Origin of the sequence: Streptococcus sp. 3705, from assembly GCF_013277145.1 — a bacterium.
GTDB lineage: Bacteria > Bacillota > Bacilli > Lactobacillales > Streptococcaceae > Streptococcus.
In genome coordinates, this window is the sequence record NZ_VMMJ01000019.1 from 46,529 (window position 1) to 70,909 (window position 24,381).

Annotated in this window: 26 protein-coding genes and 1 pseudogene; 7 read left to right on the forward strand and 20 right to left on the reverse strand. The window is 38.7% G+C overall.

Going from position 1 to position 24,381, the window contains the following annotated elements:
* Positions 1-10 precede the first annotated feature (10 nt).
* From dhaM to dhaK, 3 genes are read right to left on the reverse strand one after another with little or no spacing between them, the layout of a single operon-like run.
* Complete coding sequence (gene dhaM / locus HT714_RS06505; RefSeq protein WP_173251680.1) at positions 11-385, reverse strand: dihydroxyacetone kinase phosphoryl donor subunit DhaM; 375 nt, start codon at positions 383-385, stop codon at positions 11-13.
* On the reverse strand, positions 385-960 hold the full coding sequence (gene dhaL, locus HT714_RS06510) for a dihydroxyacetone kinase subunit DhaL (protein ID WP_173251682.1): 576 nt from the start codon (positions 958-960) through the stop codon (positions 385-387). Before dhaL ends, dhaM begins: the two co-directional genes overlap by 1 nt.
* Positions 961-981: 21 nt before the next feature.
* Complete coding sequence (dhaK, locus tag HT714_RS06515) at positions 982-1,971, reverse strand: dihydroxyacetone kinase subunit DhaK (protein WP_050242717.1); 990 nt, start codon at positions 1,969-1,971, stop codon at positions 982-984.
* Between the two features lie 153 nt (positions 1,972-2,124).
* Here dhaK and dhaS point away from each other — a divergent pair, with 153 nt between their 5' ends.
* Both dhaS and dhaQ read left to right on the forward strand, forming a co-directional pair.
* Entirely contained in the window at positions 2,125-2,655 is a 531-nt protein-coding gene (dhaS, locus tag HT714_RS06520) for a dihydroxyacetone kinase transcriptional activator DhaS (protein ID WP_004254485.1), read from the forward strand.
* Positions 2,652-3,641 (forward strand): DhaKLM operon coactivator DhaQ, encoded by a 990-nt coding sequence (gene dhaQ, locus HT714_RS06525; RefSeq protein ID WP_173227047.1) that lies wholly within the window; start codon positions 2,652-2,654, stop codon positions 3,639-3,641. Before dhaS ends, dhaQ begins: the two co-directional genes overlap by 4 nt.
* A 97-nt stretch (positions 3,642-3,738) precedes the next feature.
* Here dhaQ and HT714_RS06530 read toward each other — a convergent pair whose 3' ends face one another.
* The 4 genes from HT714_RS06530 to HT714_RS06545 form a co-directional block, all read right to left on the reverse strand.
* Positions 3,739-4,278 (reverse strand): ClbS/DfsB family four-helix bundle protein, encoded by a 540-nt coding sequence (locus HT714_RS06530; RefSeq protein ID WP_084946567.1) that lies wholly within the window; start codon positions 4,276-4,278, stop codon positions 3,739-3,741.
* A 57-nt stretch (positions 4,279-4,335) separates the two neighbouring features.
* The gene (locus tag HT714_RS06535) at positions 4,336-4,830 is read right to left on the reverse strand and encodes a YkgJ family cysteine cluster protein (protein WP_049546639.1); all 495 of its coding nucleotides are present in this window, start codon (positions 4,828-4,830) and stop codon (positions 4,336-4,338) included.
* A 132-nt stretch (positions 4,831-4,962) separates the two neighbouring features.
* Positions 4,963-6,696, reverse strand: a complete 1,734-nt coding sequence (ptsP, locus tag HT714_RS06540) for a phosphoenolpyruvate--protein phosphotransferase (RefSeq protein ID WP_173227045.1) — start codon at positions 6,694-6,696, stop codon at positions 4,963-4,965.
* Between the two features lie 5 nt (positions 6,697-6,701).
* Positions 6,702-6,965: a phosphocarrier protein HPr gene (locus HT714_RS06545; protein ID WP_000146947.1), complete on the reverse strand. Its 264-nt coding sequence runs from the start codon at positions 6,963-6,965 to the stop codon at positions 6,702-6,704.
* A 349-nt stretch (positions 6,966-7,314) separates the two neighbouring features.
* Between HT714_RS06545 and nrdH the strand changes: the two genes are divergently transcribed.
* The 4 genes from nrdH to HT714_RS06565 all read left to right on the forward strand — a co-directional run bounded on the left by nrdH (position 7,315) and on the right by HT714_RS06565 (position 11,865).
* Complete coding sequence (gene nrdH, locus HT714_RS06550; protein WP_000259242.1) at positions 7,315-7,533, forward strand: glutaredoxin-like protein NrdH; 219 nt, start codon at positions 7,315-7,317, stop codon at positions 7,531-7,533.
* An 80-nt stretch (positions 7,534-7,613) separates the two neighbouring features.
* On the forward strand, positions 7,614-9,773 hold the full coding sequence (nrdE, locus tag HT714_RS06555; RefSeq protein ID WP_173227043.1) for a class 1b ribonucleoside-diphosphate reductase subunit alpha: 2,160 nt from the start codon (positions 7,614-7,616) through the stop codon (positions 9,771-9,773).
* A 186-nt stretch (positions 9,774-9,959) separates the two neighbouring features.
* Positions 9,960-10,922 carry a class 1b ribonucleoside-diphosphate reductase subunit beta gene (gene nrdF / locus HT714_RS06560; RefSeq protein WP_000451364.1) on the forward strand — a complete coding sequence of 321 codons (963 nt, stop codon included), beginning with the start codon at positions 9,960-9,962 and terminating at the stop codon, positions 10,920-10,922.
* Positions 10,923-11,103: 181 nt separating this feature from the next.
* Entirely contained in the window at positions 11,104-11,865 is a 762-nt protein-coding gene (locus HT714_RS06565) for a DeoR/GlpR family DNA-binding transcription regulator (protein WP_000917603.1), read from the forward strand.
* A gap of 285 nt (positions 11,866-12,150) precedes the next feature.
* Here the strand turns inward: HT714_RS06565 and HT714_RS06570 are convergent.
* The 13 genes and pseudogenes from HT714_RS06570 to HT714_RS06630 form a co-directional block, all read right to left on the reverse strand.
* Positions 12,151-12,408 (reverse strand): annotated as a pseudogene (locus tag HT714_RS06570) (DUF3884 family protein).
* 42 nt (positions 12,409-12,450) lie between these two features.
* Complete coding sequence (gene lacG / locus HT714_RS06575; RefSeq protein WP_173227038.1) at positions 12,451-13,857, reverse strand: 6-phospho-beta-galactosidase; 1,407 nt, start codon at positions 13,855-13,857, stop codon at positions 12,451-12,453.
* A 331-nt stretch (positions 13,858-14,188) separates the two neighbouring features.
* Positions 14,189-15,880, reverse strand: coding sequence for a lactose-specific PTS transporter subunit EIIC (locus tag HT714_RS06580; RefSeq protein WP_173227036.1), 1,692 nt, complete (start codon positions 15,878-15,880; stop codon positions 14,189-14,191).
* Positions 15,880-16,197 (reverse strand): PTS lactose/cellobiose transporter subunit IIA, encoded by a 318-nt coding sequence (locus HT714_RS06585; RefSeq protein ID WP_173227034.1) that lies wholly within the window; start codon positions 16,195-16,197, stop codon positions 15,880-15,882. The genes HT714_RS06580 and HT714_RS06585 overlap by 1 nt, the downstream gene beginning before the upstream one ends.
* 35 nt (positions 16,198-16,232) lie before the next feature.
* Complete coding sequence (locus HT714_RS06590) at positions 16,233-17,069, reverse strand: transcription antiterminator (protein ID WP_173227032.1); 837 nt, start codon at positions 17,067-17,069, stop codon at positions 16,233-16,235.
* Positions 17,070-17,302: 233 nt separating this feature from the next.
* On the reverse strand, positions 17,303-18,283 hold the full coding sequence (gene lacD / locus HT714_RS06595; RefSeq protein ID WP_001229114.1) for a tagatose-bisphosphate aldolase: 981 nt from the start codon (positions 18,281-18,283) through the stop codon (positions 17,303-17,305).
* 1 nt (position 18,284) lies between these two features.
* The gene (locus tag HT714_RS06600) at positions 18,285-19,214 is read right to left on the reverse strand and encodes a tagatose-6-phosphate kinase (protein ID WP_173227030.1); all 930 of its coding nucleotides are present in this window, start codon (positions 19,212-19,214) and stop codon (positions 18,285-18,287) included.
* 10 nt (positions 19,215-19,224) lie between these two features.
* Positions 19,225-19,740 carry a galactose-6-phosphate isomerase subunit LacB gene (gene lacB, locus HT714_RS06605; protein ID WP_001216914.1) on the reverse strand — a complete coding sequence of 172 codons (516 nt, stop codon included), beginning with the start codon at positions 19,738-19,740 and terminating at the stop codon, positions 19,225-19,227.
* A gap of 148 nt (positions 19,741-19,888) precedes the next feature.
* On the reverse strand, positions 19,889-20,314 hold the full coding sequence (lacA, locus tag HT714_RS06610) for a galactose-6-phosphate isomerase subunit LacA (protein WP_000029277.1): 426 nt from the start codon (positions 20,312-20,314) through the stop codon (positions 19,889-19,891).
* Positions 20,315-20,470: 156 nt separating this feature from the next.
* Positions 20,471-21,367 (reverse strand): aldose 1-epimerase family protein, encoded by an 897-nt coding sequence (locus HT714_RS06615; protein ID WP_173227028.1) that lies wholly within the window; start codon positions 21,365-21,367, stop codon positions 20,471-20,473.
* A gap of 250 nt (positions 21,368-21,617) precedes the next feature.
* The gene (locus tag HT714_RS06620; protein WP_173227026.1) at positions 21,618-23,093 is read right to left on the reverse strand and encodes a PTS galactitol transporter subunit IIC; all 1,476 of its coding nucleotides are present in this window, start codon (positions 23,091-23,093) and stop codon (positions 21,618-21,620) included.
* A 47-nt stretch (positions 23,094-23,140) separates the two neighbouring features.
* Positions 23,141-23,446 carry a PTS sugar transporter subunit IIB gene (locus tag HT714_RS06625; protein WP_000590549.1) on the reverse strand — a complete coding sequence of 102 codons (306 nt, stop codon included), beginning with the start codon at positions 23,444-23,446 and terminating at the stop codon, positions 23,141-23,143.
* A 38-nt stretch (positions 23,447-23,484) separates the two neighbouring features.
* Positions 23,485-23,961 carry a PTS sugar transporter subunit IIA gene (locus HT714_RS06630; protein ID WP_000521974.1) on the reverse strand — a complete coding sequence of 159 codons (477 nt, stop codon included), beginning with the start codon at positions 23,959-23,961 and terminating at the stop codon, positions 23,485-23,487.
* A 179-nt stretch (positions 23,962-24,140) separates the two neighbouring features.
* Between HT714_RS06630 and HT714_RS09725 the strand changes: the two genes are divergently transcribed.
* The gene (locus HT714_RS09725) at positions 24,141-24,305 is read left to right on the forward strand and encodes a hypothetical protein (RefSeq protein ID WP_240148108.1); all 165 of its coding nucleotides are present in this window, start codon (positions 24,141-24,143) and stop codon (positions 24,303-24,305) included.
* Positions 24,306-24,381 lie beyond the last annotated feature (76 nt).

The window sequence follows — 24,381 nt, forward strand, 5'->3', positions numbered from 1 at the left end:
GTAAGTTTCCTTATTTATTGATTTCAATCTCCGCCAACTGTGTTTGAATAACTGACAGTTCTGCTCCAGCCTGAAGAAGAGCAGCTGCAGTATAGGCACCTTCTACAATTGGAACCCTGTTGATGACGATACTTTTATCACTGAAATCAGCCACCATTTCTAAGTTCATTTTAGCAGAGCCTAGGTCAAAAAAGGCAAGTAAAGTATCTGCTGGATTTTCGGAAACAACCCTATCTACTTGATCAAAACTAGTTCCAATTCCTCCATCTTCGTTTCCTCCTACATAAGTAATCGGAACATCTTTAGCAACTTCACTAATCAGTTCAACAACACCTTGTGCAATATTTTTGGAATGTGAAACGATAACAAGACCAATACTTCCCATTAAACCACCCCAGTTTCTAAAAGAGCACTAAAGAGTAATCCTGATGAGAATGATCCAGGATCAATATGTCCAATAGAACGTTCTCCTACATAAGATGCCCTTCCTTTAGTTGCAAGTAAATCTTTGGTAGCATTCACTACCTTATCAATAACCTCTTGAGTCAATTGGCCATCAGACAAGGCAACAATAACAGGAGTCCAAACGTCAACCATTGTCTTTTCTCCAACTTCTGCTTTCCCACGTTTGACAATCATATCCAGACCACTTTGTAAGATTTCTTCTAATTTCGAATTAGAATCAGCCTTGGACATTCCCATAAAAGCAGAGCCATACAAGGGACCAGAAGCACCGCCTACCTTACTCAGTAGTTGCATTGAGACAAGCTTAAAAACATCACTGCTGGTCTCAAATTGCTTTCCTTCTAAGTTTTCCATAACTGCAGCCATTCCACGCGCCATATTTCCACCGTGATCTCCATCTCCTATAGGAGTGTCTAGCTCACTAAGGTAATCTTTCTGTTCCTGAATCTTTTCATTAAAAAGCTTCATCCATTCAAGAGCTTGTTCAGCATTCATGCGACATTTCCTCCTTGAGTTTTACCAAGCTGGGGTAGTAACAGGTGCATTTAGAGCATCCAACCACTCATCATCTGCCAATCGAATCAATGTTAATGACAAGCCAGCCATATCAATTGATGTCATATAGTTTCCAATTTTCTTAAACGCCAACTCAACACCTTTTTCATGGAGTAATTTAGCCACATCATTTGCAAATACGTATTGCTCCATAAGAGGAGTGCTTCCTAAACCATTGATGAGAAGGCCATAGCGTTCACCAGCCTTAAGTTGGAAACCTTCAGATAATTTTTCAACCAGCTCTGAGGCCAATTGTGCTGAAGGTTGCATTTTCTCTTTCTTATATCCTGGCTCACCGTGAATACCAACTCCATATTCAAATTCATCATCTTCTAGAACAAAACCTGGTTTCCCAACTTCAGGAACGGTTGCTCCAGACAAGGCTAGCCCAATTGTTTTAATTTCTAAGACAAGTTTATCGGCCAAGTCCTTCATTTCAGCTAATGATTTACCAGAACGAGCTGCAGCACCCAAAATTTTATGGACTAATATAGTACCTGCAACACCTCGACGCCCTTGGGTATAGAGACTATTTTCAACAGCGATATCATCATCAACCACAACGCTTGCTACATCAATGCCTTCCATTTCGGCAAGTTCTTGTGCAATTTCAAAGTTCATAATGTCACCAGAATAGTTCTTGATGACCATGAAAACTCCAGCACCTTCATCAGCCGCCTTAATGGCTTCTAAAATTTGGTCCGGAGTAGGTGAAGTGAAGACTGCTCCACAAATGGCAGCAGACAACATTCCATCTCCTACAAATCCAGCATGACTTGGTTCATGTCCTGAACCTCCACCTGAAATGAGTCCAACTTTTCCTGTCTTTTCTGCCTTTCTAACGATGACATCAAAACCATCTAAGCGTTCTACCAAGTCATCATGCATGAATGACAATCCCTGCAACATTTCATCAACAACTTGTGTCGGTTCATTTATAATTTTTTTCATGAGAAACTCCTTTCGGCATGTACCTTTGTTTTCGCTTTCATTATATATTTTTTATCGCTGGATGATAAGGGACAGATTCTATTATTTGTCCCCTTTTAAACCCGTTTAAAACATTTTTTTGGTAAAATGAAGTAAGTAAAAGAAAGGTTTCCTATGGCATCATCATTTATTACAAAAAAACGGATTGCCAAGGCATTTAGAGACCTATTAGCTACTAGAGAATTTGACAAAATCTCCATTGTAGATATCATGGAATCAGCTGGCATTCGTAGACAGACCTTTTATAATCACTTTCTTGACAAATATGAACTGCTAGACTGGATATTTGAAAATGACTTAACCGAGTATATCACCAATAACTTGGATTTTATTTCGGGCCAAAAACTATTACAAGAATTATTTTTTTATTTCGAACAAGAGCGTGACTTTTATATTCAACTGTTTGATATTCAAGGACAAAATAACTTCTATGACCACTTTATCAGCTACTGTCGCTTGCTTGTATCAAAAATTTTAAGAGAATACGGTCAGATTGATATCGATTCATCTGCTTATACTTGTTTTTTGTTAGACTATCATTCACATGCTCTAGCAGAAATCGTGAAGGCTTACGTCAATAAAAAAAGTCCAGTTCCACAACCAGACTTTCTAATCATGACAATTATTGGAAAGAGACCACAATGACATTTATTTCAAATCATAAACAGAAAATTATTTCAAGTTACATTTCGGCAACTGTCAGCAGTCATCCTGAATTAGAAAAACATCCTACCTTACCATTAATCTATCAAAAAAATCGCAATCCTCATCAGGTTCCAATATTGTCGGGTGGAGGTTCCGGTCACGAACCTGCGCATATTGGATATGTGGGAGAAGGAATGCTTACCGCTGCTATCTATGGCCAATTATTTACTCCTCCTACAAGAACTGAAATCTTAGAGTCCATTCGTTTTTTAAACAATGGTCACGGTGTCTTCATCATTGTAAAAAATTTCGAAGCAGACATCAAAGAATTTAGCTCGGCCATTAACACTGCTAGAAAAGAAGGAATTAAAGTTGGCTATAGTCTAGCACACGACGATATTTCAATTGAACCTCACAATAGATTTCAAATTAGAGGAAGAGGGCTTGCAGGGACTATTTTACTTCATAAAGTTCTAGGATATGCAGCTCAGAATGGTGCCGACATCGAGCAACTAACTGATTTAGGTCATCAGCTTGCTCCCGAAATCGCAACAATTGGCTTTGCAACGAAATCTGCTAGTCTCCCCCAAGCCACCCTTCCACTATTTAACTTGGAAGAAGGAAATATTTCTTATGGTATTGGGATACATGGCGAAGAAGGTTATCGTATCGTCCCATTCCAATCATCGGAAATCCTTGCAAATGAAATTATAAGTAAATTAAGATTGCACTATCATTGGAAAAAGGGTGATCATTTTATATTGCTTGTAAATAATCTAGGCACTACCAGCAACTTAGAAATGGGCATATTTATCAATGATCTCCTTCAACTCTTAGAAATTGAAGGAGTCACTATTACCTTTATAAAATCAGGAACATTTATGACCAGTCTAGATATGGCAGGTATATCCGTAACTCTTTGCCCCGTAAAAAATAAACAGTGGTTAGAAGCGCTCAATGCTCCAACGACAGCATTTGCATGGTAATTTGCTTATATAACTCAAAAGGGCTACATCACTTGATAGCCCTTTGCTTTTATCTTACGTTTAAAAGAACTCATTCTTTCTATTTCAAATAGTCCATCTATCCTTTACAATTCTTCCGATGAGCTTTGAGTTTTTTCAGAGCCCAATCATAGTGGCTTGACGTGCTACTAACAAAGTAGGAACCTAGACTTGTTCCGCCGGTCCACTTATAGCCACCTTTGGTAAAGAGTTCGTCATTGCTAAAAACTTCTATCAACTCTAAAACCTTCCTATGTGATTGTTCTTGGAGTCTAGTCGCTTCTTCTAAGGAGGTTTTCTGGTGCTTCTTCCAAAAAGCGACATTCATTTCTCCATAAGTTTTCCAAGTATAAGGTTCAGGGAGAAAAGGTCTTTCGTGACCTTCTTGATTAGAATGTACCCAAGTCAAAAGTAACTGCTGCCATTCATAAAGATGGATCAAGACATCCCGTAGATTTTTATCCCTTTTCCAGTGAGCTTCTTTTTTCTTTAGGTCTCTTGAAAAATCAAATGGAGTCTGTAGCTCATCTTCACTTAATTGAGAGATGAAGAGGTTAAGCTTTTCATAATTTTCCTTAGAGGCCAGCATTAGCTCCTCTTTTGTTTTCGGTCTATGCACAGGAGTACTCCTTTCATATCTCTAGTTATTATTAGAAATTTTTTATCCTTTAAATCTCTATAACTTATCCTTTAATTTCTCAACAAAGAGATAGGCTGCTGGACAGGTCAAAGTATTCTTAATCGTCAAATGGTTGATTTGATGAATTTTTTTACGGTCCGTATGGGGGAACTCTCGGCATGCCTTTGGACGAACTTCATAGATGGAACAGAGATTATCTCCTCCTAAAAAGGGACAAGGCATGGATTTAAAAACCTTATCACCATCTTCATCTACCTGCAGAAACTCCGCTTCAAAAGCTGGTAATTTCATCTTAAAATACTTGGCGATTCGTGTAATATCCGCTTCTTTAAAGTCCGGTCCCAATGTCTTACAACAATTGGCACAGGCCGTGCAATCAATTTCCTCAAAGACTTCTTGGTGAATCTGCTGGGCTATCTTGTCTAGGTTTTTAGGAGGTTTTTTCTTTAGATTGGCTAAAACTTTACGGTGTTCCTTCTGCTTTTGCATGGCTAGCTGGTGGTAATACTCAATATCAATTTCTTTAGACATGATTTCTCTCTTATTCTATTTGCTTCTCCTATTATATCATGCCTCTTCATCATTGAAAAGTGGACTTTACAAGACTATACTATTCCCGAATGTATCAAAAAACCTTGCAACTAGGTTACAAGGTTAATGACATTAATCGAAGTTAACGTATTCTTTTTGAAGTTCAAGGACTTCTTCCATTGTTGAACACTCTGTAAGGGCACGGTTTGCGTACTCTTCCATCTTAGCAGTATCCAATTTCTTCATCAAGCTACGTGTACGAAGGACTGATGTTGCTGACATAGAGAATTCATCCAAGCCCATTCCGACAAGAAGTGGAACAGCTTTTTGATCGCCAGCCATCTCACCACACATACCAGCCCATTTACCTTCAGCGTGAGCTGCCTTGATAACGTTGTTGATCAAGCGAAGGATTGATGGGTTATATGGTTGGTAAAGGTATGAAACTTGCTCGTTCATACGGTCTGCTGCCATTGAGTATTGGATCAGGTCATTTGTTCCAATTGACATGAAGTCTACTTCTTTTGCAAATTGGTCTGCAAGCATTGCTGCTGCAGGGATTTCAATCATGATACCAACTTGGATGTCATCCGCAACTGCAACACCTTCAGCAAGAAGGTTTGCTTTTTCTTCTTCATAAACTGCTTTGGCTGCACGGAATTCTTTCAAAAGGGCAACCATTGGGAACATGATACGCAATTGACCATGAACAGAAGCACGAAGAAGGGCACGGATTTGTGTACGGAACATTGCATCTCCAGTTTCAGAAATAGAGATACGAAGGGCACGGAATCCAAGGAATGGGTTCATTTCGTGTGGCATATCGAAGTAAGGAAGTTCCTTATCTCCACCAATATCCATTGTACGAACAACCACTGGTTTACCATTCATTCCCTCAAGAACAGCCTTGTATGCTTCATACTGCTCATCTTCTGTTGGGAAGTCTTGAGAATCCATATACAAGAACTCTGTACGGTAAAGTCCAACAGCTTCTGCACCGTTGTTGTTAACACCTTCAACGTCTTTTGGAGTACCGATGTTAGCAGCCAACTCGAAGTGTTTACCGTCAGCAGTCACTGTTTGAGCATCTTTCAAAAGTGCCCATTCAGCTTTTTGTTTAGCATAAACTTCACCAGCTGCTTTAAATTCTGCCGCTTGTTCATCTGTTGGGTTGATAATCACTTCACCAGTAATTCCGTTAACGGCAAGGATATCGCTGTCTTTCACTACTTCAGTGATGTTATTTGTTCCCAATACAGCTGCAATTTCAAGTGTACGTGCCATGATAGCTGAGTGGCTTGTACGTCCACCGATATTTGTTACAAAAGCTTTTACAAAGTTTTTGTCCAATTGAGCTGTATCAGATGGTGTCAAGTCATGCGCAATGACGATTACTTCTTCATTGATAGAAGCTGGGTTTGGCAATTTTTTACCAAGAAGGTTTGCCAATACACGTTTTGTCACGTCGCGGATATCCGCTGCACGTTCTTGCATGTATGGGTTGTCTTCCATACCTTCAAAGATCGTGATGAACATGTCAGTCACTTCTTTAAGACCTGCTTCTGCGTTGACTTTCTTAGCACGAATTGTTTCTTTAATCTGACCAATCAATTCTGGGTCAGAAAGAACCATCAAATGAGCGTCAAAAACTTGAGCCGCTTCTTCACCAAGCGTACCTACAGCTTTCTCGCGGATAAGAGAAAGCTCGTTTTGAGAAGCTTCAAGAGCAACATCCAAACGAGCCTCTTCTGCGTTTGTATCTTCGACTGAAATAGTCTCGAATGACAAATCCGGTTGAACGAGTAGATATGCTTTTGCAACTGCAACACCGTCAGATGCTGCGATTCCTTTAAGCATTTCTGTCATTTCCCTTATGCCAATCCTTCTTTTTCCATTGTTTCTGAGATTGCAGCGATAGCGTCATCTGCATCTGCACCTTCAGCTGAGATAGTTACGTCAGCACCTTGGCCAACACCAAGACTCATAACACCCATAATTGATTTAAGGTTAACTGATTTACCTTTGTACTCAAGAGTGATATCTGAAGCAAATTTGCTAGCAGTTTGCACCAACAATGTTGCTGGACGTGCGTGAATACCTGTTTCTGCCACTACGTGGAAATCTTTAGAAGCCATAGTTTGACTCTCCTTTTGTTCTTTCTTTTTTTGAGTTATATGTGATAACCCTTACAATTTGGTATTATACCATCTTCTAGGATTTTTTTCAAGCATTTTCTGGATTTTCCTTCAATTTCCTTTCAGATAACTTGCTGAAAATCTTCTATCCTAGATAACAAACACAGGATATAGTTTCTTCCAAAACAATTTATAGGATAATCATTGCTGTTTTATAAAACAAACACTATATATTGTGTTTTGTGAGCTTGACTAGAAAAGCAGACCACTATATTTAGTTCAAATCATTGACAAAATTTTATTTTCTGATATACTAAGATAGTATTAAATTTTGAAGAGGAGTTACACAATGGTAACCGTTTATTCTAAAAACAATTGTGTCCAATGTAAAATGACCAAGCGTTTCTTGGACAGTAATAACGTTGAATATAAAGAAATCAATCTTGATGAGCAGCCTGAGTACATCGATCAAGTCAAAGAGCTCGGTTTTAGCGCAGCTCCTATTATTCAAACACCAACTGAAGTCTTTTCAGGTTTCCAACCAGGAAAACTGAAACAATTAGCATAATCTTAGTACATCGTCCAGAAGAAACTGCTTCTAGGGCTAACTTAGAGGCCTTTCTTTTGTAATTAGATAAGGGAAATTTTATGGGATTAAAACATCTTGAAGACGTGACTTACTTCCGTCTCAATAACGAAATCAACCGTCCTGTTAATGGACAAATCATGCTTCATAAAGATAAGGAAGCCTTGGATGCCTTCTTTAAAGAAAATGTCGTTCCAAACACTATGGTTTTTGATTCAATTACTGATAAAATCAACTACCTCATTGAACACAACTACATCGAAACAGCCTTTATCAAGAAATACCGTCCAGAGTTCTTGGAAGAATTGGCTCAATTTATCAAAGACCAAAACTTCCAATTCAAGTCATTCATGGCAGCTTATAAATTTTACAATCAATATGCCTTAAAGACTAACGACGGTGAATATTATCTTGAAAGTATGGAAGACCGTGTCTTCTTTAACGCCCTTTATTTCGCTGATGGGAATGAAGCTGTTGCAATCGATATTGCCAATGAAATCATCCACCAACGCTACCAACCTGCTACTCCTTCCTTCTTGAATGCTGGACGTGCTCGTCGTGGGGAGTTGGTATCTTGTTTCCTAATCCAAGTGACGGATGATATGAACTCTATCGGACGTTCTATCAACTCAGCTCTTCAACTTTCACGTATTGGTGGTGGTGTGGGAATCACCCTCAGCAACCTTCGTGAAGCTGGTGCACCTATCAAGGGTTATGAAGGAGCTGCTTCAGGTGTCGTTCCTGTTATGAAGCTTTTCGAAGACAGTTTCTCTTACTCCAACCAATTGGGGCAACGTCAAGGTGCCGGTGTTGTCTACCTCAACGTCTTCCACCCAGATATTATCGCCTTCCTTTCAACTAAGAAAGAAAACGCCGATGAAAAAGTTCGTGTTAAGACCCTTTCACTTGGTGTTGTAGTACCAGATAAATTCTACGAATTGGCGCGTAAAAATGAAGAAATGTATCTCTTCAGCCCTTACTCTGTAGAAAAAGAATACGGTGTGCCATTCAACTACATCGACATTACTGAAAAATACGATGAATTGGTCGCAAATCCAAATATTCGCAAGACAAAAATCAAGGCGCGTGATTTGGAAACTGAAATCTCTAAATTGCAACAAGAGTCTGGCTACCCTTATGTCGTCAATATTGATACGGCTAACCGTGCAAATCCTGTTGATGGTAAGATTATCATGAGTAACTTGTGTTCTGAGATCCTTCAAGTCCAAGAACCAAGCTTGATCAACGATGCTCAAGAATTCCTTCAAATGGGAACGGACGTTTCATGTAACCTTGGTTCAACGAACGTAGTCAACATGATGACTTCACCTGACTTTGGTCGTTCTATCCGTGCTATGGTTCGTGCTTTAACTTTCGTTACAGATAGTTCGCATATCGTAGCTGTACCTACGATTGACCATGGGAATAGCCAAGCCCACACCTTTGGTCTCGGTGCCATGGGACTTCATAGCTACCTTGCCCAACAACTGATTGAATATGGTTCACCTGAGTCTGTTGAATTTACAAGCATCTACTTTATGCTTATGAACTACTGGACCTTGGTTGAGTCAAACAATATTGCGCGTGAACGTGGTATCACCTTCCACAACTTTGAAAAATCAGACTATGCTAACGGTAGCTACTTTGACAAGTATGTAACTGGCGAATTCCTTCCAAAATCAGACCGTGTTAAAGAACTTTTCAAAGATGTCTTTATCCCAAGTGCTGCTGATTGGGCTGAACTTCGCGAAAAGGTTCAAGCAGATGGTCTTTACCACCAAAACCGTCTAGCTGTTGCTCCAAATGGTTCGATCAGTTACATCAATGACGTCTCGGCTTCTATCCACCCGATTACGCAACGGATCGAGGAACGTCAAGAAAAGAAAATTGGTAAAATCTACTATCCTGCTGCTGGCTTGTCAACAGAAACCATTCCTTACTACACTTCGGCTTACGACATGGATATGCGTAAAGTGATTGATGTTTACGCCGCTGCGACTGAGCACGTGGACCAAGGACTTTCACTCACACTCTTCATGCGTAGTGACATTCCAAAAGGTCTTTACGAATGGAAGAAAGAAAACAAACAAACGACACGTGACTTGTCTATCCTTCGTAACTATGCCTTTAACAAGGGTATCAAGTCTATCTACTACGTCCGTACCTTTACAGATGATGGTGGAGAAGTCGGTGCCAACCAGTGTGAAAGTTGTGTGATTTAGTTTCTAGCATAGAAACACTATTTTTCCCTAAGCAGCACTGATAAAATCAAATCTACTATGTCATAACATAATTTATGTAACATTTTAAAAGTCGGGCTTCCGACTTTTTGTGCGATACTCCTATAGAATTATGGTAAAATAGAATAATTGTGAGTTCGCAATACTAAACACAGAAAGAGATTTCAAATGGAAACTTACTACAAAGCCATTAACTGGAATGCCATCGAAGATGTCATCGACAAATCAACCTGGGAAAAACTGACGGAGCAATTCTGGCTCGATACACGTATTCCCTTGTCAAACGACTTGGATGACTGGAGAAAGCTATCTAACAAAGAAAAAGACTTGGTTGGAAAAGTCTTTGGTGGTTTAACCCTTCTCGACACTATGCAATCTGAAACTGGGGTTCAAGCCCTTCGCGCAGACATCCGTACACCACATGAGGAAGCTGTTTTCAATAACATCCAATTTATGGAATCTGTTCACGCTAAATCTTATTCATCAATCTTTTCTACCTTAAATACTAAGGCTGAGATTGAAGAAATTTTCGAATGGACCAATACCAATCCTTACCTACAAAAAAAGGCTGAGATTGTCAACGAAATCTACCTAAACGGTAGCCCACTTGAAAAGAAAGTTGCCAGTGTCTTCCTCGAAACCTTCCTCTTCTATTCAGGTTTCTTCACTCCCCTCTACTACCTTGGTAACAACAAACTAGCCAACGTTGCAGAAATCATCAAATTGATTATTCGTGACGAGTCTGTTCACGGAACCTACATTGGTTACAAATTCCAACTTGGTTTCAATGAATTGCCTGAAGAAGAGCAAGAAAAACTCAAAGAATGGATGTACGACCTACTCTATACTCTTTATGAAAATGAAGAAGGCTACACAGAGAGTCTTTATGACGGTGTTGGTTGGACGGAAGAAGTTAAAACCTTCCTTCGCTACAATGCTAACAAGGCACTCATGAACCTGGGACAAGATCCACTCTTCCCAGATTCAGCTGATGATGTCAACCCAATCGTTATGAACGGTATTTCAACAGGAACTTCCAACCACGACTTCTTCTCTCAAGTCGGAAATGGTTACCTTCTTGGCGAAGTTGAAGCCATGCAAGATGATGACTACAACTACGGTTTGGACTAATACTCTACCACTCTTAACCATCAAAAAGTAAACTAGAAACAACAAAATAATAACTTAATAAAAATATCGAAAGCTTTGAAAATAAACCTCGATATTTTTGTTTTTGTTTTATTTTGTTGTTTTTGTATTTGAATGATGAGCTAGTTTATGGTAAGATAGTAGTAGGAAACGAGGTGATAATATGCTCAAACAAGAAAAATTAACCAAAATTTTAGAGATAGTAAATAGTAAAGGAACCATAACGGTTAAGCAGATTATGGACGAAATAGCCGTTTCAGATATGACTGCAAGGCGCTATTTACAGGAATTAGCTGATAAAGACTTGCTGATTCGTGTGCATGGTGGAGCTGAAAAACTTCGAACCAACTCCCTTTTGACTAATGAGCGATCAAATATTGAAAAACAAGCCCTCCAAACGGCAGAAAAACAAGAAATAGCCCGTTTTGCAGGCAGTCTAGTAGAAGAAAGAGAAACTATTTTTATTGGACCAGGAACAACATTAGAATTTTTTGCACGTGAGTTGCCTATTGACAATATCCGCGTCGTGACCAACAGTCTACCTGTTTTTCTGATTTTAAGCGAACGAAAATTAACAGATTTGATTTTGATAGGTGGAAATTATCGCGATATTACAGGTGCTTTTGTTGGCACATTGACCCTACAAAATCTCTCTAATCTCCAATTTTCTAAAGCTTTCGTTAGCTGTAATGGTATTCAAAACGGAGCTCTAGCTACTTTTAGCGAGGAAGAGGGAGAGGCTCAACGCATCGCTTTAAATAATTCTAATAAAAAATATTTACTCGCAGATCATAGTAAGTTCAATAAGTTTGATTTTTATACTTTTTATAATGTATCAAATCTTGATACTATTGTTTCAGATTCTAAACTAAGTGATTCAATCCTTTTTGAGCTATCTAAACTTACTAAAGTCATCAAGCCTTAATCAACTGAAAGATTCTGGGTAAGAACTCAATTTCAGAAGTAAATCTTCCCACAATAAAACGCATAATATCAAGGTTTTTCAACACCTGATATTATGCGTTTTTCTGTATCAAAGACTTTTTGCCCATTTGCTTTATCTGCCACCTCAAAGCTAGGCATTGAGAAACCTGCGACTCGCTTCCTAGTTTAAAGTTGCTCTTTGATTTTCATTGAGTATAAGCAACGTGATTAGATAAGAGTTTTGCAGAGTACTAGATATAAGATTTAAAACTTTTTTGGAAATTGGTTACGATTGTTGAAACGGCATAAAATCTGAATCAAAGGAGATAGTATCCCATTCTTCAGGACTGATAAAATTTAAAAAGATATTTTTAAATTCTTCCAGCTCATAATCTGAATGACAAATCCATTCTTTACCGGTCGAGACATACCATTTCCCAAGGCTTTTCAGTTCTTCATTCGTCAAACACGGTATTTGAGAACATTTTTAGAAATTTATAATATAAACTTTTTCATAAATAGATTGGATAAAATCTTTGAACATCTTTTCACCTCACTAGAATTCTATATCTAATGACTCATTCTACTAGTCAATCACTTGAGTTTCCGCTACTTTCTTGTACCAGTGAGCTGATTTCTTAGGATAGCGTTCTTGCGTTTCAAAGTCTACATAGAAGAGACCGTAACGTTTTTCATAACCGTTTGACCATGAGAAGACGTCCATCAATGACCAAATGAAGTAACCTTTTACATTAGCGCCATCTGCAATAGCATCAGACAAGACCTCTAAGTGTTGTTTCACATAATCAATACGACCATCATCGTAAACAGTGTTATCAACGAACTCATCTTTATAGCCGAGACCATTTTCAGTGATGTAAATCTTCTTGTAGTTGGGATAATCTTTCTTCACGCGCATGATTTGGTCATACAAACCTTGAGGATAGATAATCCAATCCCAATCCGTACGTGGCACATAATCAGGAGCTACACGACGACCAACACCTTTGATTTGGTATTTAGAGCTTCCTTTCTCACCTTTACCATTATGGATAATTTCAGTTTCTCCATCAAATGCTTCCATCCAGTCACTCATATAGTAATTGATTCCAAAGAAGTCGTTCAAGTCTTTTGCTGCTTCTAATGCTGTGAAATCTTCTTCACGAAGATCCAAGCTACCACCATTGACTGATAAGATATGGTTGACACCTTCCATCGTTTCAGATGAATAGCGACCTAGATAAGTTGCATCCAAGATAAATTTGTTATGGATAATGTCCTCCAACTCTGCCGCAATAACATCTGCAGGATTTTCAGGATCAAGTGGGTACTTGGTTGGGAGAGCGTGCACGACACCAATTTCCCCTTTATAGCCTTTCTCTTTATACAATTTTACCGCACGTGCATGAGATACCATCATATTATGGTGCGATTGGAAAACTTTGGCAAGGTCATACTGGATACCTGGAGGGAATTTACCAACTAAATATTGACCATCACCGATTGGCCCAATTTCATTAAAGGTTGTCCAATAATTTACTTCTGGAAATTCTTCAAAACAGAAAGCCGCGTAGTCTACAAAGTGTTCAATATTTTCACGATTTAAGAAGTCGCCATTTGAGTGAAGAGCTTCTGGCGTGTCAAAATGATGAAGAGTTACAAATGGCTCAACGTGACGTTTGTGACACTCTGCAAATAGATTATGATAAAATTCAACACCTTTAGCATTTACTTCACCATAACCAGTCGGGAAAATACGTGACCAGGCAATAGAAATTCGAATGCCATTGACACCATACTCTTCTGCCAACTTGAGGTCAACTGGGTATCGATTGTAAAAATCACTAGCTGGTTCTGCAGTGTACCAGTAGTTATCTTCAAGATATTTATCCCACGCAACTGGTCCTTTTCCATCAGTATGTGTAGCACCTTCTGCTTGATAAGCAGCTGTTGCGCCACCGAAAATAAAGTCTTTTGGAAGTGTTTTTGACATATAATTCTCCTTTTAATTAAAAAAGAAATAAGATGGAGAGGAGGCTAGTGAGGCTTTATTCTCCATCTCACTTCTTGTACTAAGTCACCGAATTGTGACATGAGAAGGTAAAAACAATATCTTTTTACCGACGAATTAACAAGGCGATTAGGAAATTCGCCATAGCGATTTCCGTAACGAGAGGAGACTATTTCACAGTCCCTATCGTTAACCGAATTGTGACATGAGGAGGTAAAAACGATATCTTTTTACCGACGAATTAACAAGGCGATTAGGAAATTCGCCATAGCGATTTCCGTAACGAGAGGAGACTGTTTCACAGTCCCTATCGTTAATCGAATTGAGCTTGTACGAATGCAAGAGCACCTTTTCCATCACGGGTTAATTTGATGTATTGAGCGCCTTCTGTCTTGGCAAGTTTAATACCGAGTTTATCGGTTTCTGCTTTCATGTCTTCAAAGTTTGAAGCAACTTGAGGGGCAAGAATAACTAGATCAAACTCTGGCAACATTTCACGGTGAGCACCATAGCCACCTGCTGCTGCTTTCACAGGAACATTGTACTCTGCTGCTGCCTTGTTCAAAGCATTTGCAAGGAGACCACTTGTCCCTCCACCTGCACAGAGAACGAGGACATTTGTTTCTTCAGTGATGGTATTTTGAGCTGCTTCTACACCTGCTTTTTCAAGAATAGCATCTGCTTTTGCAGTGTTGAAGTTTGCAGCAACTTTTTCTTTCAATTCATCATTAGATTTACCTGAACGCTCTTCTTCAAGAATTTGTTCATCATATACTTTAAGGAATGGGTAGTAAATGACTACGTCAACCACGATTAGAAGAGCAGCAAGAATGAATGATAGAACTTGGAAGTTCGTACCAAGAACTAGACCTAGTGGAGCTGGGGTTGTCCATGGTAGATTAGCAGTAAATGAATTCATTCCAAGAGTTTCAATGAAGAATTTAAAGATCCAAACGTTTGCGATTGGAGCAAAAATAAATGGAATGAAGAAGATTGGGTTCAATACAAGTGGTGCACCAAACAAGATTGGTTCATTTACACCAAAGAAAGTTGGAACTACTGAAGCACGTCCGATTGCACGGTTACGTTTTGATTTTGTCAACCACATGAACATGAATGGAACAACCAGTGTCGCACCAGTACCACCCATGGTAACGATAAACATTTGTGTACCAGAAGTAAGAATCTTGTCAGCGTGCATACCTTGTTGGAGAAGGTTCAAGTTGACTTCGGCATTTGCATAGGTAATAGCTGCGATTGTTGGTTCAACGATAGATGGACCATGGATACCAACAAACCAGAAGAAGGCAAAGGCACCAAATATAATGGTGATACCTAGATAGCCATCAGCTGCAGAGAATAATGGAGCAAAGAATTTACCGATTGATTCTGCCACACTTGCACCAACAAAATGACGTGCTAATAAGTCAAGAGCATAAAGAGAAACAACAGATAGAGTGAATGGAATCACATCTTTAAAGACTTGTGAGATATTTGGTGGAACTTCGTCAGGCATACGAATAGTGACGTTGTTCTTAACACAAACCTTATAGATTGCTACGGTAACAAAGGCAGCAAGGAAAGCTGAAAGCAAACCTTTTGTCCCCAAGAATCCAGTAGCAAGACCATTTTCGATAGGATCAGCTGCCAACATCAACAAACCAACAATTGCTGCCAACAATGTTGACATATAGTTGATTTGATTGGTTTTCTCCATGCTACGGTTTACTGAGTCAGTCAATGACTTGGCTGTTGTACCAGCTACCAAGAGAGCTAAAATACCCATTGAATAGCTGTAAGGTTTCATCAGAAAGGCTACAACTTCATCAGACCATTTAAAGCCCCATGAGTTTGGTACAAAGGCAATCAAGATAAAAATACTTGAGAAGAGAATAACAGGCATACCTGCAATGAAACCATCACGAATAGCGCGAAGATAGATATTACGAGATAGTTTCTCAAAGAAAGGCTTTCCTTTCTCGATAAATGCAATTAGTTTGTTCATTATTTAACTCCTCTCTTGTAGAGTTCGATTAAATGGTGCATCAAATCTTTTAACAAGATAGTTGTCATCAAGTGGTCTTGGCCATGCATCATGGTTACACTATAAGCTAAGTCCTCACCTGAAGCTTCCTTAGTCAATAGACTTGTTTGCGCGTGGTGAGCCTCTGCAATACAGCTACTAGCTTCCTCAACTAAGATATCCGCTTTAGCAAAATCACCAGCTTCAGCAGCCTTTAAAGCTTCCAATAGTTTTGAACGAGCATCGCCAGCATAGGCTACGATTTCAAAACCTAACAATGTTACTTCTTCTCTATTCATGATAGAATTCTCCTTATATAATTTTAAATAAATTTTTATGACAATAAACGTTGGATATGTAGAACTAGATAAACTCGTTCACTTTTATACAAATCAAGACCCGTATGTTGCGTAATCACATCATAGATCTTGGAACCAATCTCGAAGGCTTTTGGATAGGATTGCTTGATATGGTCTTCCATATCAAGAAGTGATTGGTTATCATCTCTAGATCTGTCTAAATAATCCAAGAAATAATTCAGATGAATCATAAAGCGATCATAGAAATGGGTATTCTCTTTGGTTCGTTGAATTGCATAGTCCTTTAAAACTTCTTCAACATTCCTGAGAATTTCTTTCCTCTTATCAATCGACTTAACTACTTCTACTTCATTCTCGCCTTCGGCATTGATGAAATGATAAGCAATTCGAATAATTTCGTCTTCAGGAAAATGATCTGCTAGTTTTTGACGATAAATTCCAAATGCTTCATTTGCGATTTGAAAAGCGACAGGATACTTAGCGGAAATATCTGGCAGATTACTATCCTTGTACCTTCCTTGTGCTAGAGCTTGGTAAGAACAGTAAATATGATCTGTCAAGGTTACATAGAGATACTCTTGAATCGGATAGTGATATTTCTTGGAAAGCTTATCAATGATTTCATAGGTCACTGTGATAAAATCAAGCGGAACATCTTTGAGGAGAGCCATAAAGTTTTCTCTGGACTCTTCGGTCTTCATCCGAAAGATTTTCTCAACCTGATTTTCAGCAATCAAATCCCCTTTCTTCTTTCCAAATGTAATCCCCTTACCAATCACAATCACTTCTTCTCCTTTATCATTTCTGACAAGCGAGACATTGTGATTCATTGGATTTAGAATTCGATACATGTCAACCTCCTTTTATATATTAAAGGTATATGAGTATAAAAAATGACCACAAATGAACTAGAAAATTAGCTGATTTCTAATTCACCTGTGATCATGCCTAATATTACTTAGTAACACTCACCTTGTATTAACTTGTGATTTAAGTATATCACAAGCAAGTTATTTTGTAAACCTTTACATACAACTTTTTTTGAAAATTTTTAGATTCATGTTCCTAACCTCGAAGGACTTTCTTACACGCGTTCTTTCCATGAAGTCGCTGTTGTTTGAAGAACTTTGTTGAGTTCGTCAATGTTTTCAAAACCAGTTGTGCGAAGCCATTCGCGAGCTGCTGCTTCACCATCTTTGATGTAAGCTTCAACTGATCCAGCCCATGTTGCACGGCCACAAAGAACTCCGTTGAAGTTTGCACCTGATTCATGAGCAAATACAAGAGTATCTTGGAAGAGTTTAGCTGATACACCAGCACTCAAGTAGATGTATGGCAAGTTAGTTGCTTCATCTTGTGCTTTGAAGAAGGCTGCTGCTTCTTCACGTGTGTAAACTACTTCACCTTCAGCGAAGCCTTCAACATATTTAATGTTAACAGGAACTTCTACTTTCAAGACATCAATGTTAAAGCGTGGGTCTGAGAAGACTTTCATAGCACCAATAACTTTGTGTGGTTTTACTTTAGCGTATTCTACAGAACCTGCATCAGCAATTTTTTCATCGTAAGCAAGAATTTCAAGGAAGAATGGGATATCTTCAGCCACACATTCAGAACCGATACGTTCGATGTAAGCTTGTTTTTCTTGGTTAAGTTCGTCTGAGCTATCTACATCATAATAAAGCAAGAATTTAACTGCATCTGCACCTTCTTCTTTAATACGTTTTGCAGACCAAACATCCAAGCAGTCTGGTAAGCGTTTTGTGCTTGTTGTGTCATAACCTGTTTTTTCATAAGCAAGGAGAAGACCAGCTTTTTCATCAAGAGCTTTAGTTGCTGGAAGTCCATACTCAGGGTCAAGAAGCATTGATGAAGCGTATTTAGTCAATTCATCTGCTACCAAGACTTTCAGTTCTTCCATTTGAGCCACTGTTGGTTCTTCTGTTTGGTGTTGAGCCATGAGGCGTTTCAAAGCACCACGTTGGTCAAATGCAAGAGCTGAGATGATACCATTTTCATCAGAAAGTTTTTCTAAGCGTGCACGTTTTTGTTCTGTTAAAGCCATTTTATACCTCTTTTACTATTAATTGATCATATAGAGCTTGATAGTTGGCCATGTTGACATGACCAGTCATTTTTTCTTGAGCATTGAGCATACCAAGGACATTTGCCTTGATGAGTAATTCTGCATCCGATTCTTTGTGAAGAAGTCCTGAAGAAATTCCTGCTACAGTAGAATCTCCAGAGCCAACAGGATTTACTACCTGAATTCTAGGAATATCTACCTTGTAGAAAGTGTCACCATGTTTGGCAAAAGCACCGTTGGCACCGAGTGAAACCATAATCCATTCAATACCTGCAAACAAAGGTTCTTGAAGGACTTCTTTTAATTCATCCAAATCCTCAGAAACTTCTCTTCCTAGAAGCTGGGACAATTCCTCATTATTTGGTTTGATGACTGTTGGTTTATGTGGTGATTCAAGAACCGCCTGAAGTGCTGCACCAGAGCAGTCCAAAACAACAGGCTTGCCAGCTTGATTAGCAAGTTCTACCAAGCTCGCATAGTAATCAACTGGAAGGCCAGCCGGCAGACTACCTGAGATGGCTACTACTTTAACTGACTCTAAGAGTTTTTTGAAATGTTCCAAAAAGTCTTGACCTTCCTGTTCCAATACTTCAGGACCTTTTTCAAGAACTTCTGTTTGATTGTCACCGTGGAGAATAGCAATACAATTCCGAGTTTCTCCCTGAATTGAGAAGAAATCTTTCTTTACTTGATCATCGATATGTTCAACCAAAAACTCACCAAGTTTGCCACCCACTAAACCAGTAGCAAGAACAGAATCCCCAAATTCTGAAAGTACTCGGGTAACATTGAGTCCCTTACCACCAGCCGTTTTGGTTACATCAACCACACGATTGACAGTATCAATCTTTAACTCATCCAAGGGATAGGAAATATCAATGGATGGGTTCATTGTGACTGTTAAAATCATAGGTCACCCCTTAGTCGTGGTATTCTCCGCGATCCCATTTTTCAAGGAATTCAGTGAAGAAGTTTGCGTCTGTTTGTCGATCATTGTGACTTTCAACGTGTTCAATTTTCGCAATCAATTTTTTGTTTTCTTCAGATGGTTTATATTCAGCATGGATGAAAGCTTCGATGATATCACACATGAGCAATTCACCAGTAATTTTACCACCAAAACCGATAACGTTGGCATTCAATTGTTCTTTGGCATAAAGAGCTGTAGTCATATCACGAACCAAGGCAGAACGTACACCAGGAACTTTATTTACAGCATTGTTGATACCTACACCAGTACCACAGATACATACCCCAAGATCAGCTTGACCACTAGTTACAGCTTCCCCTACTTTTTTACCAAAGATTGGGTAGTGAGTACGTGTATGGTCATATGTACCAAAGTCAATGACTTCATATCCTTTTGATTTCAAAAATTCTGAAACCGCCATTTTTTCATCTGTTACGATGTGGTCACATCCAATTGCAATTCTCATTAGTTATTCCCTCCGATTAATTATATAAATCTAATATCATTTATCCCTACTCAAGAAAAATCAAGATTAGCTTAGGAAGCGAGCTGCAAGCATAACTGAAGTTAGCTAAAGTGAGCTGACAACAGATTATCTTGATTTTTGAAGAGTATTAGCACATTTTATTCAACATATCGACCCTAATTTGGTGACGTCCACCATCGTATTTACCGTTAACAAATCCTTTAGCGATGTTTTTAGCCAATTCATCACCAACAAGTTGTGCACCCATAGTGATCATACGTGAGTTGTTGTGACCACGAGTCATATAAGCTGAACGTTCGTCAGATACTTCTGCAGCAACCATTCCTTTGATTTTTGTTGCGACCATAAATGGACCAGCTCCATAAGCATCAATCACGATACCAAGGTTTTGTTCTTCTTTGTTTACTTCTGCAGCAACAGCGAGAGTCACATCAACAAAGTCTTGACCTTCAGCTGTAACATCCACAACGTGGAAATTTTCTTTTTCTAAGAAGTCTTTCACAACTTCTTTCAATCTCAAACCTGCAGCATCTGCACCGATAACAATAGACATATTGTATACTCCTTTTTATTTTTTCTATGCTGGATTCCAGCAGTGTATTGGCTGTCTTTAAAAAACAGTCAATTAGTCCTCACAAACATAATATACTACTATTGTTTGAAAAAGTCAACAGTTTATGTTTGTTTTTGTTATTTATTTTTTACTTTTTTATAAAACTTCTATCTCAAAACCTAATTCTTCAACCTGATTGGCTTCTAAGAGACGAACATTCTTCTTATCTTCTAAATGATCTCCTTCTTCAAGGGATGTTGACAAGCCAGACCATGGTTCAAAGGCAATGAAAGGTCCTTTATTCAAAGTTGACCAGATAATGAAGTTTGGAAACTCTGCAAAGTACACTTTCAATCCCTTATCATGTTTCCGAGAACGAAGGGCAATTGTCCTAGATTGTAATTCATCTAAGGTAACTGCATCTGTGCTAAACAAATCATAGCTGAGGTCTACTTCTTTTTGATATTCTAGCCATGGACTTCTATCTTGGAAATCCAACATACCTGTTTCTGGGAAAGGACGTGGAACAGAGCAAGTCTCTGCTTTCTCAAACTCTAAATAGTAATCTTCATAGACTTCATCATCCAGTAAGGGACAATTAAAGCCTGGATGTCCACCAATAAAGTAAGGCAGGACCTTGCTAGTTTCTTTATTGAAAATCTTGTATTGAGTCCGTATTGTCTTGCCAGTAAGGATATAAGTGATTTCTAGGCGGAAATGATAAGGGTAGTTCTGATAGCTATTCTCATCGTCTTCAATTGCAAAAGTTACACTATTGTCTGTCTGTTCAACTAATTCAAATTCTTTCTTTCGAACCAAACCATGACGAGGAATCTTTCCTTTGCTTTCTTGCCCGTTCTCATCTATATAAAGTGCTGTATCCTCTCTCAATGAACCACAAATGGGAAAGAGAACAGGAGCTTGTCCACTCCAATAAGTAGCATCCCCTTGCCACAAATACTCAAGTCCCTCGGCATCTTTTATAGAAGAAAGAGCCCCACCAAAACTGTTAAATTCAACTCTTAATTGTTCTGATTTTAATTCAATTATCATTATTTTCTCCGATTTCTTAATAGTTTATAAAAAACTAGGCTGTCACTCCTAATGGTATGACAACCTAGTTTCAACAATTTACACTCTGCGAAAATCCAATTCAAACTTCGTCAGCGTTGCCTTGCCGTAGATATGGTCACTGACTTCGTCAGTCTTATCTACAACCTCAAAACTGTGTTTTGAGCAACCTGCGGCTAGCTTCCTAGTTTGCTCTTTGATTTTCATTGAGCTTACATTTTATAGGAGCGCATTATTTTGCTTTTGCTGCGTACTCTTCGTTACGTTTAATCATTTGTTTTCTGTACCAAGCAAAGATACCGATATAGAATACAAGAAAGACTACAGCACCAAGGATTGCTTTGATATCACCAGTTGTAGTGTTACCAATTGTCCAACCAAGAAGTTTTTCGATTGGTCCTTCAAGAGTAGAGTGAGTAATCAATTGAGTTTCACTCACACCTGCTGGGAAGGCACCTACACCTTTAGCAAGTTCTGTTGCAAATGGTGCGATAAGTGTACCTGAAAGAAGGAAGAGTGGCAACAAGAGTGTTCCAAAGATGATCATACGGAGCAATTTACCACGAGTTACAACCAAGAGAGCTGGAGTAACACCCATAGCGATGATACCTGCAAGTGGCAAGATACCATTTCCGACTTTTGAAAGAAGCACAGCTTCAATCAACATGATTGGTGCAAGTACGTTAGCACAAGCCCAGATTTCAGCACGACCAGCGATGAAAGGCCAGTCAAGACCGATGTTAAATTTACGTCCTTGAAGACGTTTAGTAGCAACGTTTGTAATACCTTGTGATAGTGGTTCTACGGCTGCGATGAACCATGAACCGATAAGTGAGAAGAGTTCCAAAGATACACCGGCAGTCAAACCAAGAGACAACCATCCTCTGATAACAAGACGCCATTTATCTGCATCTTCAACTCCTGCAATTGGATGTGGAGTTCCCATAATACCGATAACAATACCAAGAATGAAACCGATAAAGAATTTAGATCCCCAGAAACCGATTTTCTTATTCAATTTTGCAGCATCAAAGTCATATTTATCAAGACCTGGGAAGAATTTTTCAAAAATCTTATCCAAAACCATGATAACTGGGTTCATCATGTAGTTCATGTGAGTTGATGTCATTGGTGATGAACTTGGTGCGTTAAGAAGGTCATCAAATGTAGGTTTCATCAAGTCAGAGTTGATAATTTTCAACACACCAACAAGTACGATAGCTGCTGTAGCAATAAAGAGTGAAACCCCTTGGCTCACACCGTTGTTATCTGCATACCATTTAATCAAGAGACCTGTGATAGACAAGTGCCAGATATCAAAGATATCAACGTCAAGTGTATCTGTTTTCTTCATAGCTAGCATCACTATGTTGACAATCAACATGATGAGCAAGAAGTATAGTGTCCAAGCAGAACCCCAAGTGATTGTAGCAAGTGGTGCCCAACCAACGTCAGTGATACTCAATTGGATACCAGTGTTTTCAACGAATTTTGCAAGTGATGCTGAGAAAGCAGTGTTCAGCATACCGATGATAGCACCGATACCTGTAAGAGCGATGGCAAGTTTGATACCACCTTCAAGCGCTTTGGAGAATTTCACTCCAAAAAGTAAAGCCAATACTGTCAAAATGATCAACATGATGACAGGTCCACCCATATCTAAGATGGGATTGAAAACCTTTCCGATTAGGTCAAAGATTGCATCCATAACAGTTCCTCCCTTTTTTATGTTATATGAATGTTAACAAATTAAAATTAGCTTAAGCCGTGCTCTTTGATAGCTGCTTCAATATTGTCAAATACTGGAGCACTCATTGCTGGGATACGGAATAAGATTGGTCCAGCTTCGATAACTGGGATACCTGGGTCAAAACCAAGATCTGTCGCAGCAATTGGTGTAAAGATGTCATAACCTTTGATAAGGTCTTCGTTAACGTCCTTAACCATAACTGCATCACAGTGCACATCGTAACCACGGTTTGAAAGTTCTTCTTCAAGAGCACTTTTAATTTGGTGGCTTGAGTTAACACCTGCACCGCAGGCAGCAAGAATTTTAATCATATGGATCTCCTCCGATTTAATATTTTTAATAGACAAGATTAAGCGATTGCTTCAGCGATATAAGCATAGAGGGCTTCTGGTTCAGAAATTTTTGATAGGTCTTCAAGATGACCATTTCCTGTGAAGAAGTCCATCAACTGAGCAAGAATGTTGGTTTGACTTGAACTCGAGTTATTGATGATAAAGAAGAGTAAGGATACTTCTACTTCCTTATCCGGCGCAATCATATTGTGGAAGGTCACCGGTTTCTCTAATCGAACGACCACAACTTTTTCAGCCAGATTATGAACAATATCTGTGTGAGGAATAGCCACATTCGGCAAATCCTTACCCAAAAATTCCATATCTAAGCCAGTTGGAAATGACTTTTCACGCGTGATCAAGGCTTCACGATAGGTCGGAGTTACGATTTCTCGTTCTTCCAATAAAGTTGCAACCTGATCAAAGAGATGTTCTTGATTATCCGCTTCTAAGCAAAACACAAGGTTTTTGTCAAAGAAATGATCTAATCCCATAAGGTTTTCCCTTCTTTCCATTAACTTTATGCCATAAGTATAACACTATATGAAATCGTTGTCAATAGTTTTCTGTTGATTTTTGTCTCTTTTTTTATATTTTTGTTGTGTTTATAGTTTGTTATATAAAAATAAACACACAAACAAATACTCCAAGCATTTTTCTGTTCTAATACTCAATGAAAATCAAAGAGCAAACTAGGAAGCTAGCCGCAGGTTGCTCAAAACACAGTTTTGAGGTTGTAGATAAGACTGACGAAGTCAGCTCAAAACATGGTTTTAAGGTTGTAGATGAAACTGACGAAGTCAGTGATCATATCTACGGTAAGGTGACGCTGACGTGATTTGAAGAGATTTTCGAAGAGTATAAAAACTAAAAAAGCAGACCATCTAAGCCTGCTTTACTATTGATTCTTATAT

Coding starts and splice junctions, on each gene's coding strand:
- dhaM (WP_173251680.1), bottom strand. CDS start 385: ATGGGAAGTATTGGTCTTGTTATCGTTTCACATTCCAAAAATATTGCA.
- dhaL (WP_173251682.1), bottom strand. CDS start 960: ATGAATGCTGAACAAGCTCTTGAATGGATGAAGCTTTTTAATGAAAAG.
- dhaK (WP_050242717.1), bottom strand. CDS start 1,971: ATGAAAAAAATTATAAATGAACCGACACAAGTTGTTGATGAAATGTTG.
- dhaS (WP_004254485.1), top strand. CDS start 2,125: ATGGCATCATCATTTATTACAAAAAAACGGATTGCCAAGGCATTTAGA.
- dhaQ (WP_173227047.1), top strand. CDS start 2,652: ATGACATTTATTTCAAATCATAAACAGAAAATTATTTCAAGTTACATT.
- HT714_RS06535 (WP_049546639.1), bottom strand. CDS start 4,830: ATGTCTAAAGAAATTGATATTGAGTATTACCACCAGCTAGCCATGCAA.
- ptsP (WP_173227045.1), bottom strand. CDS start 6,696: ATGACAGAAATGCTTAAAGGAATCGCAGCATCTGACGGTGTTGCAGTT.
- HT714_RS06545 (WP_000146947.1), bottom strand. CDS start 6,965: ATGGCTTCTAAAGATTTCCACGTAGTGGCAGAAACAGGTATTCACGCA.
- nrdH (WP_000259242.1), top strand. CDS start 7,315: ATGGTAACCGTTTATTCTAAAAACAATTGTGTCCAATGTAAAATGACC.
- nrdE (WP_173227043.1), top strand. CDS start 7,614: ATGGGATTAAAACATCTTGAAGACGTGACTTACTTCCGTCTCAATAAC.
- nrdF (WP_000451364.1), top strand. CDS start 9,960: ATGGAAACTTACTACAAAGCCATTAACTGGAATGCCATCGAAGATGTC.
- HT714_RS06565 (WP_000917603.1), top strand. CDS start 11,104: ATGCTCAAACAAGAAAAATTAACCAAAATTTTAGAGATAGTAAATAGT.
- lacG (WP_173227038.1), bottom strand. CDS start 13,857: ATGTCAAAAACACTTCCAAAAGACTTTATTTTCGGTGGCGCAACAGCT.
- HT714_RS06580 (WP_173227036.1), bottom strand. CDS start 15,880: ATGAACAAACTAATTGCATTTATCGAGAAAGGAAAGCCTTTCTTTGAG.
- HT714_RS06585 (WP_173227034.1), bottom strand. CDS start 16,197: ATGAATAGAGAAGAAGTAACATTGTTAGGTTTTGAAATCGTAGCCTAT.
- HT714_RS06590 (WP_173227032.1), bottom strand. CDS start 17,069: ATGTATCGAATTCTAAATCCAATGAATCACAATGTCTCGCTTGTCAGA.
- lacD (WP_001229114.1), bottom strand. CDS start 18,283: ATGGCTTTAACAGAACAAAAACGTGCACGCTTAGAAAAACTTTCTGAT.
- HT714_RS06600 (WP_173227030.1), bottom strand. CDS start 19,214: ATGATTTTAACAGTCACAATGAACCCATCCATTGATATTTCCTATCCC.
- lacB (WP_001216914.1), bottom strand. CDS start 19,740: ATGAGAATTGCAATTGGATGTGACCACATCGTAACAGATGAAAAAATG.
- lacA (WP_000029277.1), bottom strand. CDS start 20,314: ATGTCTATTGTTATCGGTGCAGATGCTGCAGGTTTGAGATTGAAAGAA.
- HT714_RS06615 (WP_173227028.1), bottom strand. CDS start 21,367: ATGATAATTGAATTAAAATCAGAACAATTAAGAGTTGAATTTAACAGT.
- HT714_RS06620 (WP_173227026.1), bottom strand. CDS start 23,093: ATGGATGCAATCTTTGACCTAATCGGAAAGGTTTTCAATCCCATCTTA.
- HT714_RS06625 (WP_000590549.1), bottom strand. CDS start 23,446: ATGATTAAAATTCTTGCTGCCTGCGGTGCAGGTGTTAACTCAAGCCAC.
- HT714_RS06630 (WP_000521974.1), bottom strand. CDS start 23,961: ATGGGATTAGATCATTTCTTTGACAAAAACCTTGTGTTTTGCTTAGAA.
- HT714_RS09725 (WP_240148108.1), top strand. CDS start 24,141: ATGAAAATCAAAGAGCAAACTAGGAAGCTAGCCGCAGGTTGCTCAAAA.